17 protein-coding genes are annotated in these 18,301 nt (G+C 30.8%); 1 reads left to right on the top strand and 16 read right to left on the bottom strand.

The features are described from left to right. Position 1: 1 nt before the first annotated feature. From ACMCMH_RS08210 to ACMCMH_RS08150, 13 genes are all read right to left on the bottom strand, one after another. Positions 2-1,228: a type II secretion system F family protein gene (locus tag ACMCMH_RS08210; protein WP_412724448.1), complete on the bottom strand. Its 1,227-nt coding sequence runs from the start codon at positions 1,226-1,228 to the stop codon at positions 2-4. After that, positions 1,228-2,730: a GspE/PulE family protein gene (locus ACMCMH_RS08205; protein WP_412724446.1), complete on the bottom strand. Its 1,503-nt coding sequence runs from the start codon at positions 2,728-2,730 to the stop codon at positions 1,228-1,230. The genes ACMCMH_RS08210 and ACMCMH_RS08205 overlap by 1 nt, the downstream gene beginning before the upstream one ends. A gap of 15 nt (positions 2,731-2,745) precedes the next feature. After that, the gene (gene gspD, locus ACMCMH_RS08200) at positions 2,746-4,752 is read right to left on the bottom strand and encodes a type II secretion system secretin GspD (RefSeq protein ID WP_412724444.1); all 2,007 of its coding nucleotides are present in this window, start codon (positions 4,750-4,752) and stop codon (positions 2,746-2,748) included. After that, complete coding sequence (locus ACMCMH_RS08195; RefSeq protein WP_412724442.1) at positions 4,739-5,488, bottom strand: hypothetical protein; 750 nt, start codon at positions 5,486-5,488, stop codon at positions 4,739-4,741. The genes gspD and ACMCMH_RS08195 overlap by 14 nt, the downstream gene beginning before the upstream one ends. Further along, complete coding sequence (locus ACMCMH_RS08190; RefSeq protein WP_412724440.1) at positions 5,485-6,009, bottom strand: hypothetical protein; 525 nt, start codon at positions 6,007-6,009, stop codon at positions 5,485-5,487. The genes ACMCMH_RS08195 and ACMCMH_RS08190 overlap by 4 nt, the downstream gene beginning before the upstream one ends. Next, positions 6,006-6,419, bottom strand: coding sequence for a hypothetical protein (locus ACMCMH_RS08185; protein WP_412724438.1), 414 nt, complete (start codon positions 6,417-6,419; stop codon positions 6,006-6,008). Before ACMCMH_RS08185 ends, ACMCMH_RS08190 begins: the two co-directional genes overlap by 4 nt. Continuing rightward, a complete protein-coding gene (locus ACMCMH_RS08180; RefSeq protein WP_412724436.1) occupies positions 6,419-7,366 on the bottom strand; it encodes a hypothetical protein in 948 nt (315 codons plus the stop codon). Before ACMCMH_RS08180 ends, ACMCMH_RS08185 begins: the two co-directional genes overlap by 1 nt. Beyond that, positions 7,354-8,295, bottom strand: a complete 942-nt coding sequence (locus ACMCMH_RS08175; RefSeq protein ID WP_412724434.1) for a hypothetical protein — start codon at positions 8,293-8,295, stop codon at positions 7,354-7,356. Before ACMCMH_RS08175 ends, ACMCMH_RS08180 begins: the two co-directional genes overlap by 13 nt. After that, entirely contained in the window at positions 8,295-8,834 is a 540-nt protein-coding gene (locus ACMCMH_RS08170; RefSeq protein WP_412724432.1) for a type II secretion system protein, read from the bottom strand. Before ACMCMH_RS08170 ends, ACMCMH_RS08175 begins: the two co-directional genes overlap by 1 nt. Further along, positions 8,797-9,162 (bottom strand): type II secretion system protein, encoded by a 366-nt coding sequence (locus ACMCMH_RS08165; RefSeq protein ID WP_412724430.1) that lies wholly within the window; start codon positions 9,160-9,162, stop codon positions 8,797-8,799. Before ACMCMH_RS08165 ends, ACMCMH_RS08170 begins: the two co-directional genes overlap by 38 nt. Beyond that, positions 9,155-9,685 (bottom strand): Tfp pilus assembly protein FimT/FimU, encoded by a 531-nt coding sequence (locus ACMCMH_RS08160; protein WP_412724428.1) that lies wholly within the window; start codon positions 9,683-9,685, stop codon positions 9,155-9,157. Before ACMCMH_RS08160 ends, ACMCMH_RS08165 begins: the two co-directional genes overlap by 8 nt. Then, positions 9,675-10,136 (bottom strand): type II secretion system major pseudopilin GspG, encoded by a 462-nt coding sequence (gene gspG, locus ACMCMH_RS08155; protein WP_412724426.1) that lies wholly within the window; start codon positions 10,134-10,136, stop codon positions 9,675-9,677. Before gspG ends, ACMCMH_RS08160 begins: the two co-directional genes overlap by 11 nt. Positions 10,137-10,321: 185 nt before the next feature. Next, on the bottom strand, positions 10,322-11,716 hold the full coding sequence (locus ACMCMH_RS08150; protein ID WP_412724424.1) for a hypothetical protein: 1,395 nt from the start codon (positions 11,714-11,716) through the stop codon (positions 10,322-10,324). Between the two features lie 265 nt (positions 11,717-11,981). Here ACMCMH_RS08150 and ACMCMH_RS08145 point away from each other — a divergent pair, with 265 nt between their 5' ends. Continuing rightward, entirely contained in the window at positions 11,982-13,967 is a 1,986-nt protein-coding gene (locus tag ACMCMH_RS08145; protein WP_412724422.1) for an STT3 domain-containing protein, read from the top strand. Positions 13,968-13,983: 16 nt separating this feature from the next. On the opposite strand, the gene ACMCMH_RS08140 is transcribed toward ACMCMH_RS08145, so the two are convergent. From ACMCMH_RS08140 to ACMCMH_RS08130, 3 genes are all read right to left on the bottom strand, one after another. Continuing rightward, positions 13,984-15,300 (bottom strand): exopolysaccharide biosynthesis polyprenyl glycosylphosphotransferase, encoded by a 1,317-nt coding sequence (locus ACMCMH_RS08140; RefSeq protein WP_412724419.1) that lies wholly within the window; start codon positions 15,298-15,300, stop codon positions 13,984-13,986. A gap of 511 nt (positions 15,301-15,811) precedes the next feature. Further along, positions 15,812-16,936 (bottom strand): glycosyltransferase, encoded by a 1,125-nt coding sequence (locus ACMCMH_RS08135; protein WP_412724417.1) that lies wholly within the window; start codon positions 16,934-16,936, stop codon positions 15,812-15,814. Continuing rightward, entirely contained in the window at positions 16,936-18,300 is a 1,365-nt protein-coding gene (locus ACMCMH_RS08130; RefSeq protein ID WP_412724415.1) for a phosphomannomutase/phosphoglucomutase, read from the bottom strand. The genes ACMCMH_RS08135 and ACMCMH_RS08130 overlap by 1 nt, the downstream gene beginning before the upstream one ends. Position 18,301: the final 1 nt, after the last annotated feature.

Genomic DNA, 18,301 nt, shown 5'->3' with positions numbered 1-18,301 from the left:
TTTACTTAAAGTTTATGTTAAAAATAGGTAACAACATAGACATCACAATAAACCCTACAACAATTCCCATAAACAATATAACACTAGGTTCTAAAAGTGCCAAAAACTTATCTTTTTTATTTTTCATATCATAAGTATATATTTCAGAGATATTATCCATCATCTCAGGTAAATTTCCACTTGATTCACCTATACCTACGGAGTGAACAAATGATTTTGGAATATCTATACTTGTAATGTTTTGTAACGACTTTGAAAGAGATTTTCCCTCTACTATGTTTTTGTTCACTTGTGCAAACTCATGCAAAATAGCTTTGTTTTTAAATGTTTTTGTTGCAAGTAAAATAGCTTGAACAAAAGGCATACCCGCATTTAAAAGATTTGAAGTGATGATACTAAATCTAGCTATTTCAGATACAAATATAAGCTTTCCTACAAGTGGAACTTTGAGCAACATCTTATCTAGTTTTATCTGAATATGTTCATTTGCTTTTATAATAGACATAATAATAACAATCAAAAATAAAAGAGTAAAAAACAAATAGCTCCCCCACTCTTGCATAAAGTTTCCAATACCCACAACTATTTGAGTACTCATAGGTAACTCTTGTTTCATCTGTTCAAATATTTTAGATATTTTTGGTATAACATAGTTGATGAGAAATATCACAACAAACATAGCCATCACAAAAATAAAAATAGGATAGACCAAAGCATTTTGTACTTCGTTTTCCATTTTTTGGTTGTCTCTTAAAAGTGTTGAAAGTTGTTCTAAAACTTTTTCAAGATTTCCACTACTTTCACTAGCTTCTATTGTTTTGAGGTAAAACTCTGGTATGAAATATATAGTTTGATCATTTAAAGCATCTGAGAAAGAGCTTCCCTCTATCATTAGCTTGTAAATATGCTCGATAAACTGTGTCATCTTTGCATTTTCTTGCTGATCTTTTAAAAGAGTAAGAGCCTGAGTAAGGTTCATACCAGAACGCAAATAAATAGAAAGCTCTTTACTCATAGCAGAAAGGTAGTTTATAGGTATTTTATTGTATCTATGATGAAAAAAATCTCTGATATTTGAGACAAATCCTTCCCCATCTATCTCTTTTATTTTCTCTATAAAGATACCAAGGTTTTTTATCTTTTCTGTTGCTTCCTCTTTTGAGTTTGCTTCGATTCGAGAAGATATCGTTTTTCCACTTGTATCGATACCTTTATAGGAAAACAACATTATTCATTGTCCATAGAGAGTTTTATCACTTCACTTGAAGTAGTTTGTCCAGCTACTAAAAGGTCTACACCTCTATCTTTAAGTGTTTTCATTCCTTTATCATTGATGGCATAGTTTTTGATAGTATAATCGTTTGCACCCTCTTGAATCATCTGTTTGATTTTTGAGTCTATTTGCAACAGTTCCCCAACTGCGATTCTACCACTAAATCCACTATTGTTACATTTTGCACACCCTACTTCTTTATATACTTTTGTATTTTTATCGATTTTTAAAAGGTTTGCTTCATACTCATCTAACGAAGTTTCCTCTTTACAATCATCACAGAGTCTTCGTACTAACCGTTGAGCTAATACAGATATCAAAGAAGATGATATAAGAAAATTTTCTACACCTATATCTATAAGTCGTGTGATAGATGAAGCTGAGTCATTTGTATGAAGTGTAGAGAATACAAGGTGACCTGTAAGTGAAGCCTGTATAGCTATTTGAGATGTTTCTTTATCTCTCATCTCACCTATAAGTACTACATCTGGATCTTGCCGTAAAATAGAACGCAACCCTTTTGCAAAAGTAAGTCCCGCTTTTACATTTACAGAAGTTTGAGAAATACCGCTTAGATTATACTCAACAGGATCTTCTATAGTCATGATATTTGTTTGGCTACTTTTTATCATCTGTAATAAAGAGTATAAAGTAGTAGACTTACCACTTCCTGTAGGTCCTGTTACTAAAATGATTCCATGAGGTGATTTTACATTTTTTTTCAATTCACCTGCTATATCATCACTCAAACCCAACTGCTCAATAGTAGGGATAGTATCAGCTTGCATAAGTACCCGCATAACAATTCGTTCCCCAGCGTGTACAGGCAAAGTAGAAACCCTGATATCGAGCTTTTTACCTGCTATTGTGATCTGAGTTCTTCCATCTTGAGGTATTCTTTTTTCAGATATATCAAGATTTGATACAACTTTGATACGGTTTACTATACTATTTACAGCACTTTTAGGGATAGTGATATACTTATGAAGCACACCATTTACACGAAATCTAATCTCACTTTCATCTTTAGATGGTTCGACATGTATATCTGAAGCATCTTGTTTGATAGACTGATAAAACATTCTATTTACAAACTGTATGATAGGTGCTGATTCTTCAGACTTCAAAAGATCTTCTGAGTTTTTTAAAAAGTCTAAAATCTCCTCATCGTCATCCATTGAGTCTTCGATATCATCATCTTTTTCATCTGCTTTTTTCATATCTAAAAGATCGTTGTACATATTGTCATAGTTTTCTATATGGACAATATCTTCACTAAACTCATAGTGTGACAAAAATGCCAAAGCCTCCATCATATTTTCATTTGGAACGGCAATATATTTTGCTGTATCATCTTTTACGAAAAATACACCATATTTCAAAAACAACTCTTTTGGATACTTCTCATCAAACTCATCTATTGTGAGTTGTGTTTGTATATGTTTTAAATTAATCATATATCACCTACTCTACTACAAACCCATAGCTTTGAGTCTATTTTCATGGTTTATTTGATTTGTATTTTTATCTTCTTGAGTATTCTCTTTTTTTTCTATCTCTTTTTCCACTTCGATAACTTCTACACTTTCATCTTTTGACTCTTGTGTAGTATTTTTTTCTTCATTTTCTATTTTTTGAAGCTCTTGCATCATAAGTAAATCTTTTTTAGAGATAAGCTTACTTTGTATCATCAGTGAATCTGCTGGTAACTCTTCTACATCTTTTACAATAGTTGGTTTTAGGATAACTACTAAGTTTACTCTTGAAACTGATGTAGAGTTGTTTCTAAACAGTGCCCCTAAAAATGGAATATCACCCAAAAATGGTACTTGAGATTTATTTTTTACTATTTTATCTTTTATAAGTCCCGCTATAACGATCTCGTTTCCATCGTTTACTATAGATGTTGATGTTACTTCTCTTTTTGTAGTTGTAGGAAGTGTTCCATCTTCACCTGTTGCTATGATATCTTCTAGTTTATTTGTTACATCTAGTCGTACTTTCCCATCTGCCATGATTTGTGGCTTGATTTTTAGAGTTAGACCTACATCTTTGTAGCTATAACTTGCACCCGATGTTGTTTCAGCTGTATTAACAGCTGCTGCTGTTTTAAATGGTGCTACTTGCCCTACATAGATACTTGATTCTTGATTGTCCATACATAAAAGTTTTGGTGAAGAGAGTATTTTACTTGCTCCATTTGACTGTAAAAGATTTATCATCGCACCTACAGTTAGTCCATTTGGAATAGAAGGATCCTTATACGAAGTGACTCTAGTAACATCATCATTATCACCGAAAACTTCAACTTTGGGTCCAAATTTAAGAAAATTTGTAATTGCAGGAGCTGCTCCTGCACCGTTAAGATTTAAACCTGCAGCCCAACCACCATTTGTGTTGAATTTTCCACCAAGTAAACTATCCCATTTTATCCCCAAGTCTTTTGCTTTGTCTTCGTTGATTTCGATGATTTGTGCTTCTACATACACTTGTTTTTTTGGTTCATCTAGTCTTTCGATAATAGCTTTGTAGTTGTTGATAACTTTTTGTTCACCCATTAAAATAATCGCATTTAATGATACATCGTGCGATATAGAGATCTGTTCTCTATCTTTGATGTCACCTTTTGCATATCGTGTTTTTTCCATCTCTTGGATAATTTTTACTACATCTGCTGCTTTTGAGTTTTTGAGGTTGATAACCGATGAGTTTAAGTTCAGTTTAGACTGACTATCAACTTTTCTGATAAGTTTTGCAAGCTCTATATACTCATCACCTTCACACGAGATGATAACAGTATTTGAGCTTTTATCTTCTATAACTTCTATAGGTTTTCTATATTGGGCTGATACTATTTTTGCTAAGTTTTGAATCTGAGGAAATACATTTTTGATATTTACATTTTCTAGTCGTACCCAATGAAGTTGCAAACCTTTTGGTTTGTCTATTTTTTTGATGATTTTTTTGATTTTTTCAATACTATCAAAATAGTCAGTTATCATCAAAAAACCAAGAGAATCATCAGCCACAACTTTTCCAGCACTTGTAAAATATGGCTGAACTATTGCTTTGATTTTTGAGGGTTTAAAGTACTCTAAGTTCACAACTTCTGTTTTGATTTCATAGTTGTTTTTATCTGTATCGAACTCTATGTTTTCTCTTTGAGCGTTGTTGTTTCTAGTGATCATAAAGAAGCCTTTATCTTCATGATTTACTATCATATACCCTTTTGTTCTCAAGATCATTTCATATACAGACATAAGGTTTGATTTTTTGATAGCTTTTTGTGATACAAAAGTAAAGTTACCAGGGATCTCTCCGTCACTTACAAAGTTGTTTCCTGTGATTGAACTAATAAGTGTGGTTAAGTGACTTATTGGAGTGTTTACAAAGTTTAACTCTACTGTTTCCTCTTTTGGATTTGCAAAAAGTGTGCAAACAAAAACAACACTCACTATAAAAATTTTACCTAACATCATATTTAAATTCCTCTATTTTATTATCTCTTAGTACTGCGATACTAAATCTATTGCTTGAAAGTATATTTTGGTAAGCACTTATTCCATCTGCTATAGAGAGTAGTTTTTTACCATTTATTTTTTTGATAATATCACCTTTTCTTAAGCCATATCTGTACAAAAACGAACCCTCTAAAATACTCACTACTTTCATACCTTGAAATATATTGTTGCTCATTTCAGGCATGATGTTAATTGTTTTTAAAAGTTTTTCAGGACTTTTCATAAACTGCGAAAATGTTCTTTTTTTGATAGAAAAACTATTTTTTCTTTTAGAAACCCTTGTAACATTTTTCAATGTTCTTTTTTTGCTTTTTATATATAACCAAATATCATCAGTCTTCGTAGAGAAAAGCACTTTCTCTTTTTGTATTTTTTTAACCTCATAGCCCTCAAGTTCATCTTTGAGTTTCAATATTTTTGAGTCTTTCCCTTTTATAACCATAGCAAAAGAGTTTGTAGATATAACTGTGGCACTTAGTTTCCAACTGTTTAGATAATCTACACTATTTACAGTTTTTTTCACTTCTTGTTTATCTTGTATATTTATACTACTTGAGATAGCATCTTTTACATTGATAGTCTTTACATCTCTTAAGTTTACAGAAGATGGAACAGTCACCACATACCCAACAATAGCAACTACAACTAAAGCAAAACTAAAAGAGATAAAACTACCTATTATTGTTTTTTTCATAACTTATACTCGTATATATATTTTTTATTTGATTTTTTCATATTTTTAAGTATGAATGAGTAGTTTCTTTTGAGTGTAGAAGATGGTGTCACTTCAAGATGAACCATAAAACTCATCAAATCAAAATACCCTACAGCCTTACCAAAATCTCCTGAGATATTTAGTAAAATTTTTGTAGGATCTAGCGCACTATAAACAGCTGTAGCATTTTCTATTTTACTAGGGAAAACACTTCCTGCCATCCCTTGAAGTTTGATTTTATTCAGAGTTGCTGTGTTATAAAAAAGATATGGGTTTATCTCTATATTTTTCACAAGTGCTACACTATTTTTTTCATACAAAAGGTTTGTGTCTTTTCCGGTATATCCAAAAAATTTATTGTGAAGTGCTAAGTTATGAGAAATTTTTTCAGCCTGTAAAAACTTTGTATCTACATAAGAAACTATCTCATTTTTTGGTAAAAAAAACACCACGGTGCTATAAAATATGATAAGATATATTAATGCTCGTAAAACTATCAAAACATCACCTTACAAAACAACTCACCTGTATGAGCATCTACTCTTTTTACCGAAAGTTTTACCACTTTTACCCCACTACTTAGAAGCTCACTATTTAAACTATCTAACTCTTTGTAGTTTAGTTTACTTATTGTGAACTCTATACTTGCTTTGTCCTCTTTTTTACTTACAGTTTTTGACTTGTAGTTATTTAAAATATTGTATATTTTTCTTTTATTTGATTTTTTGTCACCATAGTACTCTTTGAGTTGTTTAATAATAGTGATCTCATTTGCTGTTTTTTCATAGTTTTTGTAGTTTTGATGTACAGTTTCTTTAAGAGTTTGAATATAAAGCATACTACTAATAGTCAAAACTACAAGCAATGCCAAAGCGATAAACTTCGTGTTTGTGTTCAGGTATTTTTTCATTATTTTACCTTCTCATATTTGAAAATATTTTTATTTGAGCGTACAAAATCAAATTTTTTATTTTTCATAAGTTGTTCTGCTTTTTGTTTATCAGGGGCAACAACATCTAAAAACCAATCACCATCATCATACTCTATTTTTGAGATATAGGTACTGCTGTTTCCTTTGATTTTTAGGATTTGGTTCATCTTGTTTTTGAGTGCTTTTTGTTTGAAGTCTAACTGTAAAACTTCATCCATCACATACTTTAGTTGAACACTATGTGTTGCATAAGTTTGTGATGACAAAGTCTCTTTTTGCTTTTTTTCATAAAGGTTTGCAACATTATTTAAAGTAACTATATTTATCATATAGCTTGTAAAAATCATTCCAAGAACAATAGCAACAGCTACAAAATTTGACTCCAAAATCTCTAAAGACTTTTGAAGTAAGTCACCTTTTGAAAAACTATACTTGAAATTTAGTTTCTCTTTTGTTTCAAGGTATTCTTGGATTTTTATATTTAAAAGAGTATTTTGTGAAACTTTACTTTTTACTATCTCTGCGGCGTTGTTTTCATAACAAAGTACAAAACTCTCATCGAGTTCTACACAACTCTCTTCAAGCTCAATATGGCTAAAAGATAAAGTGGTAACACTCTCTTTTCGAATACCCAAAGTTTGAAGTTTCAAAAGAAGTAACTCTTTGTCCAAAACATATATCTCAAATATATTTTTCTCTTTTTCTCTTAAAATATATTCAAACTCTTTATCAGAAGGGAGTGAACTCTCTAGCATCTGAGCTGCTATTGCTTTTGCTCTTTTTATATTTGATACTGGTAGTTTTTTTTCAAAATACCAATAGTAATAAGGTGAAAGAATGAGTTCTTTTTTAAAGTTTTTTTCATTTTTACTACAGTAAATTTTATCTTTCGATAAAAAACAAATCTCTTTTTTTAGTATATCCATCTATCCATGCTTATTTTTGATATTTTTTTTGTTGTTAAATTATAGTTTAACTTATATTCTATCTTATTGTTTATTGAAGTTGTATTAATTTTTAAAATAATATTATTTGTTACTAGATCAAAACTATGATCTTTGAGTATTTCTTTCTCTTTTGCTGCATTATCAAGTTCTAGTTCAGACCAAGTATAAAAAAGTTTGTTTTTTTCTTGTATTCTTTTTCGTATGCTATTTTTGATACTTACATTTGTCACACTATCTATAAGTTCAGGTTCTATATAATTGATATCTAGTGTTCCACCCATACGATTATACTTTGACCCTATTTCATTGTAAAAATGAAAATATTTTTTAAACTCAATATCATACACTTCACTATCATCACTATTTTGTACATAGATATCCAACATCTCAAGAAACTCATCGAAAGAGTTGATATATCCAAAGTTTCTATCTTTTTGTTTGAGTGGAAGTTTATATTCGTCTCTATATTTATCATCATTTGTTATATTTGCAAGAATGATTTCTGTTAAAATATTAGGTTCATTTACTTCTAAATTTTCAAAAAATTTTTTAATCATTTTTTCACCCTCTCTACCTTGGATGTAGTTGATATTTAGTTTCCCATCATTTGGAATCATAGTTATCTCTACTAGGCTGTTGGTTACTGTATCTTGAATTTGTAAAGGGGAAGAGAATAGAACTTTTTGTAACTCAACTCTTTTTTCACCTTTTACCTCTGCAAGTTTTGTAGCTATTTGTTTTTCAAAAAGTTTTAGAGCATCTGTGACAGTCAAATTTTCTTGTATGAGATATCTATCTTTTAAAACTGACTGCGTTATATTGGTGCTATTTTTCAAAGCTACACTCATAAGCATAACTACAAGTACAAGTATCATAAGAGTACTAAAAAGTGCTATACCTTTTTTCACTACTTCACCACCCTTTTAAACTTAAAATAGATATCTTTCATATCTTCTGCTTGAAGAAACAACTCTATATATTCATCCGATGCAATCACTTTAAAATATGTTATTTTCTCTACTATTTTATCTGCATAGAACTCACTATTTGCATTTTGTAGACCTATATCTTTTCTTTTTCCCTCTATTCTAAGAAGTGTATTTGTTTCATCGTCTGCTACAACTACATACTTGATATATGGATTTTCCATACCATATAGTGAATTTTGTGTAGAAAATGCTTCTATAAACCTATCGTAGTTTTTTCGGGTGGTGGGTACAACTTTTTGGGCAGTCATGAGGTCGCTATATAGTAGCTCTATTATTTTTGCTCTTTTTGTACTTGACTTTTCTATAGTAGTTGTTTTTTTTGTACTAATTTGTGCTAGATTAAACTGACTGTACAGAAAAGTAAATATAAGTACAAGTATCGTTATAGATATCAGTACCTCTATAAGCGTAAATGCTTTTTTATTTGATACGAAAAAAAGATTTTGTTTGGTTATCATCTTTTATACTCTCTTTTTCTAAAATATAGTTTATGGTAAAATTTTCCGCTAGTTCTAGTGAAGTTGTTGACAACTCCTCTTTTTTCTTCTCAACACTTAAGTCATATTTTGGAATATCTCGTATACCTATATAGTCATTTATATCTCTGTACTCATGAGTAGAGTTTATAACAGCAGAATAAAGATACACATAGTTGTCTTTTGCTTTTTGAAGTGTGTTTATGTTTTGGGAAGATATTTTTGTCAAAGTAAATCCAATGATAAATATCAACATAACAGAAACCAAAACTTCTATAAGTGTAAAGGCTTTTTTTCTTTTTTTAGTCATCAACTACCCTAGCATCGCTTTTTAGGTTTGTATTTAAAAGATACTCTTGCGCTTCGTATATCTCTTCAAAAACAGCTTCATCTTTGAAGTAGTTTGACTGAATATGATACTTCCCATCTTTTTCGATGATACATTTTGTTGAGTATTTATGAGGTATCACAACATATCGAAACTTTACCTCTTTGAAAAAGTCATCTTCATAGTATGGTTTGAAGTACTCTTTTTGTGTTTCATCGCTCCAGTAGCTATAAAAAACAATATCTTTTGGTAAAGTAAATCGTGTGTCTGTTTTTTTGTCATCATTGACACGAACAACCGCAAAATCGTCCAAAACAATAAGTTCGATTTTTTGGTCATAAGTTTGAATCGTATCTTGCAAAAAACTTTTTAAGTCAAAATGATAACCATCTTCTTCTAAAGTTTTTTTGGAAAAAGAACTTATCCCAATAGTGTAGATAAATCCCATGATAAGAAGTACTACAACTATCTCAAGAAGAGTAAATGAATGTTTTTTAAAATTCACTTAGTTTTATATCTTTGTTTATATCTTCTCCACCCTCTTTACCATCAGCTCCTAAAGAGATAAGATCGATACTATTTCCTGTGTTTACATAGATGTATGGGTAGTTCCATGGATCTTTTGGAATCGTATCTCCACCTAAGTATCCACCACTACTGTAGTTTGAGTATTCATCACTATCTTGTGGTTTTTTGATCAAAATAGCCATACCCTCTTGTGTCGTTGGGTATCGACCCATATCAAGACGAAACAGTTTTAAAGACTCATTGAGTTGTCCCATTTGTACTTTTACAAGTTGTTTTTTTGCATCGTCACTTTTTCCTATAAGGTTTGGTACAACCACACTAGCCAAAAGTCCTAAGATAATCACAACCACCATAAGCTCTACAATAGAGAAAGCTTTTTTGTAGTGTTGTGTAAGTTGGTTTTGTTCTATGATTTGTTTTTGTTGCATATATTTTCCCTTTGATTAAATACTACGATTATATCAAAAAAAGATTAAAAGTTGTTTTGAAATTTTGTTATGAGTAGATTGAGAGAATGAGGCTCTATTTATTTTAGGCATAAAAAAAGGCAAGGCTAAAAAGCCTTGCCTCTATTTTGATATATAAACTATTTTAATAATAATTTATCTAATCATTAATGATGTGTTGTTAATGATTCAGTATCAATTACTTTTGCACCAGCTTTTTCTACTGTTCCAATATTAATTGAACCAGCGTCTGCTTGTGTATAGTTACCATCAGTTACTGTATATAAAGTAAGCGCTTTAGAAGTATTGTCTTCTGCACTTAATACACCTGTAACAGTCCAGTTACCATCAACATTAACATTGTATCCTGTTAAGTTAGACTCATTGATATCAAAGTTAGCAGCTGCTTGTAACCACATAAGAGGATATGAAGTTGCAACAACACCATTAGAGATGATACCTTCTAATGACATATTAGCATCATTAACTGTTTGATTTGTGTCAGCATCAATTGCACTTAATGTACCAGCTGTACCCATACCATCAGTATCTGTTGCCCACCAAGTTACATTTGTGTTGTTTGCAATGTTGTATGAGTAAGTACCTGAAGTACTATTTAAGTCAATACCTTTTAAACTTACAGCATAAGAAAGGTTAGCATTCCCTTGGTTTTTATACATAAGTGATAATGTTGCTTTTTTAGCATCTGTAACAAGATTTGATGTATTTGCATCATTAAGAGTAATATCTGTATCTGATGTATTTGCATCTAAATATGTAACACCATCAGCTTTGTACTGAGCTTGTTCTGCTGTTGCAATTTCTGTAATTTTTGTTTCAAAAGCAGAAGCATTGTAGTCCGCTTTTTCTGAAGCATTTAATTCATTATAGTCATTTAATGATTCTGCTAAAGCTGTAACACTAACACCAGAAGTAATCATCTCTGCCATTTTTGTAACAACATCTGCATTGATTGGAGTTTTTCTTTTATCATTCATTGCTGATAATGTTGCATTTAAATCATTTCCAGATAATTTTAAGATAGTTGCAAATTGTTCTGCATCTGCTCCACCTTCTTGAATATTATCATACATAACTAAAGCTAAAGACTCAGCTTTTGTATCAGATACTTGAAGTACTTTTCTAAGGTTTAAACCTGTTTTAGTTTCTATAGCTGCAAGAGTTGCATTTACATCTGAATCACCAGATTTAACTGCTGCATCTGTAAAGATATTGTTGATTACCATTCCATTAGCATCTGTAATAGATACATCAGTTTGGATAGAACCTTTCATAGTATCAGATACATTATCATCATTTGCATCTACACCAACCATTGTACCACCAGTAGTAGTAATAGTATTACCTGATTTAGTAACTTTTGCTCCAACTAGAACTGATTTAGAAGAACCAACTGTAACACCACCAATAGTTGCTACACCAGCTCCATTTGTTGTAGCTCCAGCTGCTTTATCACTAGAAGAGCTATCACTTCCACAACCTGTAAACACTGTTGCCATTGTCGCTGCTGCTGCAATTGACATTAAAATTTTTTTATTCATATTTGAATCCTTTTTTTAAAATTCGAAATTGTTTGTTTAAACATGTGCGCACAATTCCATAGTTAAAGGATAGCTATTTTTAGCTTTTAATTAGTTGAAGTAAGCTATGATTCAGGAAACGAAAGTATACAAAAAGGTTACAATTCGCACCATGGTTACACAACTACACATATTTTACAATAACATAATAAAAAAAAATACTTTTTTAAATACATTGACTCTTGTTTTACTTGTATTTTGTATAAGTATATGTTTACGGCTTATTTTGGCATATCAAACATACGACTCACCATGGCACATACTCAATAAAGAGTTTCTTTCTATACTCTCACCCGATGCAGCACTTTATGGGTACTATGCAAAACTACTTTTAGCTGGACTACCACATACAAGTGATGTCAACCTCATAGAGTTTGTTATCTATTACCTTGTAAAATATACACCATTTACTATAGACCAAGTGCTCTACTTTGGACCTGCTTTTTTTGCATCTTTGGTTGTGATACCAACTATGCTTATTGCAAAAATATATTTTGATTCTCGCTTAGTTATAGTTGCTATTGGTATATCTTCTAGTATTGGGTTTGGGTACTATAGTCGGACTTATTTAGGCTATTTTGATACAGATGTTTTAAATACTTTTTTTCCACTTATGGCACTATTTGGTATGATTCTTACTATCAAAACAAATAATTTTCGGTATATTCTTATCTCAGGAATAGCCTCTTATTTGTATCTTGCTTGGTATCATTCTAGTGAGCCTTTAGTATATGGTATGGTGGGTTGGTTTATAGTCTATGGGGTTGTATTTCACTTTAAAAATAGTGAAATATACAAAGCTTCTATTGTTTTGGCACTAAGCATCGTACCTATTGATTTTGAATATCAACTAGCTTTATTAGCCATAGTGTTTATCTTTTTTCATTTTTTATCTATAAACTACAAATATTTTTTAGCTCTATTTCTTGTGGCTTTAGGATTTGCACTTTACAAAATAGATATAGGGCAATTTGCTTTTCATGCAAACAGATACCTTTTTAAAGGTGAGACATTTAGTTCTGGAAATTATAACTTTTTATCTCCTATGCAACTTGTAGCTGAAGCTATTACTGTTGACTACAAAGAAGCTATACAGTTACTTGCTGGAAATACTTTTATATTTGTACTATCAGTTATTGGGTATGTTTATATGATTGTTAAAAAAAGAGAATTTATACTTGCTCTTCCTCTTTTAGTTTTGGGTCTTGTGAGTTTGAAAGCTGGTTTACGATTTCATATCTATGGGGTTTCTGTGCTTATGATATCTTTTTGGTTTTTATTTTATGATAGATTAGTACACTACCAAACTAAAAAAATATATCTTTATGGAGTGATTATTCTTTTATTTGCTTGTATAAGTTTTGAAAACTACAAAAGTGTAAAATACTGGAACACACAAGTAGCTATTCCTGTTTTTACTCCTACACAAGTTCAAGTACTCAATCAGCTAAAAAAAATAGGCTCACCAAAAGATCATATTGTGACTTGGTGGGACTATGGCTGGCCTTTGTGGTACTATACGCAAATGAAAACACTCATAGACAATGGAAGACATCATCAGGATAACTATATAGTGTCTAAAATATTTTTAACCAATTCTCAAAAAGAATCAAACCACCTCATACATCTTTTTTATGAAGCGAGTAACAACTTAAGAGGGTCTGCATTTCAAACCGTACAACGAAAACATAAAGATATGCAAAAAGTATTTGAAACACTTAAAACAAAAGATATGACAAAAAAGAAAACTTCACAAAAGTACCTTTTCATCCCATTTCAGATGATAAAAACTCTTTATACTATCTATAACTTTTCAAACCTAGATATCAAAACAGGTAAAGCATACTCCAAAAATATTTTTTGGGAAAAAGATATTTTAAAAGAGGATAACAATGCTATATATCTAAGTGGTGGCCACAGCATAGATAAAAGAAAAGGAACTTACAAAACATCTACCAATGAGTTTTTCATCAAAAACATCTACCAAATCAAACAAAAAGGTGTGATAAATAAAATCACAAAAAACAAAGGTCACAAAAATGGTTTAGAGTTGATTATGTATGATGGGGTGATGGGGAAGAAACTTTATACTATGGATAAAAAGTTTTTTAATTCTGTGTTTATACAGATGTTCTTTTTTGATAACTATGACAAAAAATATTTCGAAAAAATGATCACAACTGATCAGATAAAACTATTTAGAGTGAAGTAAAAAGGAGTGTGAGTTGCTATCTAGCTCCCACTTTTGAAAGTACCACTTTAATAGTTTTTACTAGTATCACAACATCTGCCCAAAGTGACCAGTTTTTTATGTACCATATCTCTAAATTGTTTCGCTCTTCAAATGTCAGCTCGTTTCTTCCACTTACTTGCCAAAGCCCTGTGATACCTGGCTTGACTTTGAGTATAAAAGATTGTTTTTTTCCTAGTTTTTCTGACTCTGTTGTCATATAGGGTCTAGGTCCTACAAGACTCATATCACCTTTGATGATATTGAGTATTTGAGGAAGTTCGTCTAGTGAAGTTGCTCTTAGTATCTTTCCTATTTTTGTGACTCTTGGGTCATTTTTGTACTTATGATACACTTCATAATACTCCACCTCATCTGGATTTTGTAAGAGATATTTTTGAAGTAACTCATCACCATTTTCATACATGGTTCTGTATTTATAGCACTCAAAATCTATATTGTTTTTTCCTAGTCTGTGTTGTTTGAAAAAGACTTTTCCTTTTGAGTCTAGTTTGATCATAGTAGCTATAATAGTATGAATCAGAAAAAAAATAGGAGATATCAGAAAAACAACAATCTTGTCAAAAATATTTTTGATGAGAGTATTGCTTTTGATGAGGAGTTTGTTTTCGATTTGTATTGTGTTGTAGCGTATGTTTGAATACTCCAAAATATTTGAATGTGCAAAATTAATATCACTCATATATGGCACCACAAAAAGCTCTTTTGTAGAGTGCAAATAGTGTGTGATGGTTTCGTTTAGTTTGTTTACTTCCATATTTTGTGGAGTGATGATAACACAACTATAGTTTTGTGTAACAGATTTTTGACCTAAATACCAGTTTTGTTCAAACTCTTTTTTAAAAATATTTACCTGCTCTTCTTCCCCAATAATCAAAATTTTTTTTCTAAAATAATCAAAACTATAAAGAATCTTTTTGTTGAGTCTTTTAAGGATTGGAAGAAGTATCATACCTAAGAAAAAATATATCACAATAAAAGTTCTAGAATACTCAAAGTTCGTTTTCGTAAGTGCCAAGATAGATAACACAACAACAAAACCTATGAAAAATGCCTTTAGGATCTTGAGTGTTTCTTGCCAAAAATCATAGTGAAAATCATATATCTTTTCATAGTACAACAGTGCAAAAAGTGTAAAAAAAACAAAACTAAACTCTTCTAACATAATAGTATCAAATTTTGGTAGTCCAAAACTACTCAAAGAAGTCCTTAGAAAAAGTGCGATGTAAAAAATTGTCATAAGAGAAAATAAGTCTACAGAGATGATGATGATTTTTGATATATATTTATTCATAAAAGCAATGATACTATATTTTGGCTAAGTATTAAAAATAACTAGAAAAGCTTACTATTTACATACTCATATATTTCATCTTTGACATCAAAAAGAGTATTTATCCAAATATTATTTTTCAATCGAGGAACTTTGGCAGAGCCCGAAAGTATATGAGATTTAATGTGAAACAATCACATCATTCACAATATATACTATAGTTCCAACAAAAGCTAACACTACTCCTATAATAATATATTCCATTATAAATCCTCCAATGATTTTATATCTTTTATAATTTTTTTATTTAAAAGAATTACTATGATAAATATTAATAATATTAAACATATATCAGCATAAACTAAAATAACTTCTGCTGTGTTATAATTAGTAACTAACCAACCTATTAAACCTATACTTGTAGCCAATAAAAAAACTAACAATACCTTTAAATAATTTATAAATTCTTTAACTCTATCTAATTTCGCCATAGATAAATTATACAAGAATAATTGTTAAAAAGATATTTTGGCTAAGCATTAAAAAGCTTACTATTTACATACTCATATATTTCATCTTTGAAACGATTTGTACAATATGATTGTGCATCATTTGAGATAGCTTCATGATCAAAAACTAAAGTTTCAAACCTTTCTACCGCACTACAAATATCTGCTTGTGTTTGTTCTTGAAAATGGACACCATTTACTCCATCTACAACTGTTTCTGCTGTCCCACCAATATTTAGAGCAATGACAGGTGTACCACAACTCATAGCTTCTATAGGAACTATACCAAAGTCTTCTATGGCTGCATAAACAAATGCTTGTGCATTTTGCATATATGATATAAATGTTTCATCGTTTTGGTAACCCATCACTTTGATATTTGGTTTTGCAATTTTTACTATCTCTTCATACTCTTCACCCATACCTATGACTACTAAAGTTTTATCAGGCATCTCATTGAAAGCTTCCACTATAAGTTTAGTTTTTTTATAAGGAACCAATCTTGATGCTGTCAGATAAAAATCTTGCTTGTTCTTTCCTAAAGAAAAAGCACTGGTATCTACAGGTGGATATATCACTTTTGAATCTCTATGATAAGTTTTTTGAATACGATTTGATACAAAATAAGAATTTGCAATAAAATAATCAACTCTACCAATAGTGTTTAAGTCCCATTTTCGTATATAGTCTAAACTTTTCTCCACCAAAAACTTTTTAGGTTGTGTTAGATTTGAGGTATACTCTTCATACAGATCCCAAGCATACCGTATGGGAGTATGACAATATGATATATGAAGTTGATTTGTGTGTTTTTTGATACCCTTAGCTACAGCCCATGAAGATGATATGATCAAGTCATAAGCTTCTAAATCCAAACTCTCTATCGCTTTAGGAAAAAAAGGTAAATAGTTTCTAAAATGTGTTTTAGCAAATGGTAAGTTTTGGATAAAAGAGTTCTTTGTATCTTTCCCTTTTATCACGACTTTTCTTTCATCATCACTCAAAAAATCTACAAGAGAAAATATATCCGCATCAGAATAAACATCAACCAAAGCTCTCAAAACCTTTTCCGCTCCTGCATTTGTAACTAACCAGTCGTGTACTATTGCTACTGTATACTTCATACTTTGTTCACTTCTTTCTTGCATCAAAGAGCCAATAGCTCCAATAACTTTGACTGATACTCTAAAGCAGTTATTTTATCGATAGCCTCAAATCTTGTCACTAGTTTTGGGATAGTGTTACTAGCGCGGACAAGTCCCCAACCATTTTCAAAAACTACTCGTACACCATCAACTGTGATGATATCTTTTATCTTTGGAAAATTTTCTGGTGGATTTTGTAGCTTGATTTTTAACTCATCTATGATTTGGAACTTTTTTTCCTCTGTTGTATCTATAGTTATCTCATCTGTTGAAAAGAGTTGTGGAAGTTTTTCAAATTCTAAGTCATAGTCAAATCCATCATGAAGTAACTCTAAAGCTCGTAGTGTTGAATATATAGCATCATCATATCCAAAGTACCTATCATTGAAAAAAATATGTCCTGAAACTTCTGCTGCAAAGCTTGCGTTTGTTTCTTTTATCTTAACTTTTAGGTTACTATGTCCTGTTTTGTACATGATAGCTTTGCCGTACTCATTTATCTTATCGTACATAATTTGGCTACATTTCACTTCTCCTATTACTGTAGGATTTGGTATAAATCTTGAGAAAAAGAGTGCTAAAACATCGCCTTTGAAATTATACTTTTGTGTTAATACAGCTATACGGTCAGCATCACCATCATAAGCAAACCCTAGGTCATAGTTTCCTGTGTTTAGTTCTTTTTGAATATCTTGTAAGTTGTGTGCATCACTAGGATCGGGATGATGATTTGGAAATGTTCCATCTGGTGTTTCATAGATGATATGATGATTGATATGAAGTCTATCTAATATCTCTCTTAGAACCGTACCTGCAACTCCGTTTCCACAATCAAAAACAAACTTTTTATCTTTTAAATCTAAATGTTTAAACTTATTTACTAAATAGTCTATATATTCTTTTTTTGTATCTATTTTTATTGTTTGAGTATTGTCTACTATCTCTATATCACTTTCTATTATCTTATCACCTAAAGCATAGATATCATCACCAAAAAAGGGGGTTTGGTCTAGTGTGATTTTGAAGCCATTGTACTCTGGAGGATTGTGAGAACCTGTTATCATAATAGAAGCAGATACAGTTTTGCCATCATTTTGAATATAGTTTGAAAAATAGTTCACAGGAGTAGCCACAAGACCCATATCAAGAACCTCTATATTTGTTTTGTGTATACCTGAACTTAACCACTCTTTTAAGATAGGAGAGTGTGTTCTAGCGTCATATCCTACAGAAATATACTGTGCATTTGGTAGTTTTTTTAAAACTTCTAGTGCAAAAAAATATCCTATTTTTTTTACGGTTTGTTCGTTGAGTTCTTTTTTATAAATTCCACGGATATCATATTCTCTGAATATTGCTTTAGTCATA

The organism is Arcobacter sp. 15-2, from assembly GCF_047159865.1.
Taxonomy (GTDB): Bacteria; Campylobacterota; Campylobacteria; order Campylobacterales; family Arcobacteraceae; genus JAIOSF01.
Note: the sequence above shows the minus strand (reverse complement) of the source record. Positions and strands in the feature narration are given on the sequence as shown.

Coding starts and splice junctions, on each gene's coding strand:
- gspD (WP_412724444.1), bottom strand. CDS start 4,752: ATGATGTTAGGTAAAATTTTTATAGTGAGTGTTGTTTTTGTTTGCACA.
- ACMCMH_RS08185 (WP_412724438.1), bottom strand. CDS start 6,419: ATGAAAAAATACCTGAACACAAACACGAAGTTTATCGCTTTGGCATTG.
- ACMCMH_RS08130 (WP_412724415.1), bottom strand. CDS start 18,300: ATGACTAAAGCAATATTCAGAGAATATGATATCCGTGGAATTTATAAA.
- ACMCMH_RS08165 (WP_412724430.1), bottom strand. CDS start 9,162: ATGACTAAAAAAAGAAAAAAAGCCTTTACACTTATAGAAGTTTTGGTT.
- ACMCMH_RS08195 (WP_412724442.1), bottom strand. CDS start 5,488: ATGAAAAAAACAATAATAGGTAGTTTTATCTCTTTTAGTTTTGCTTTA.
- ACMCMH_RS08205 (WP_412724446.1), bottom strand. CDS start 2,730: ATGATTAATTTAAAACATATACAAACACAACTCACAATAGATGAGTTT.
- ACMCMH_RS08150 (WP_412724424.1), bottom strand. CDS start 11,716: ATGAATAAAAAAATTTTAATGTCAATTGCAGCAGCAGCGACAATGGCA.
- gspG (WP_412724426.1), bottom strand. CDS start 10,136: ATGCAACAAAAACAAATCATAGAACAAAACCAACTTACACAACACTAC.
- ACMCMH_RS08135 (WP_412724417.1), bottom strand. CDS start 16,936: ATGCAAGAAAGAAGTGAACAAAGTATGAAGTATACAGTAGCAATAGTA.
- ACMCMH_RS08210 (WP_412724448.1), bottom strand. CDS start 1,228: ATGTTGTTTTCCTATAAAGGTATCGATACAAGTGGAAAAACGATATCT.
- ACMCMH_RS08140 (WP_412724419.1), bottom strand. CDS start 15,300: ATGAATAAATATATATCAAAAATCATCATCATCTCTGTAGACTTATTT.
- ACMCMH_RS08180 (WP_412724436.1), bottom strand. CDS start 7,366: ATGGATATACTAAAAAAAGAGATTTGTTTTTTATCGAAAGATAAAATT.
- ACMCMH_RS08170 (WP_412724432.1), bottom strand. CDS start 8,834: ATGATAACCAAACAAAATCTTTTTTTCGTATCAAATAAAAAAGCATTT.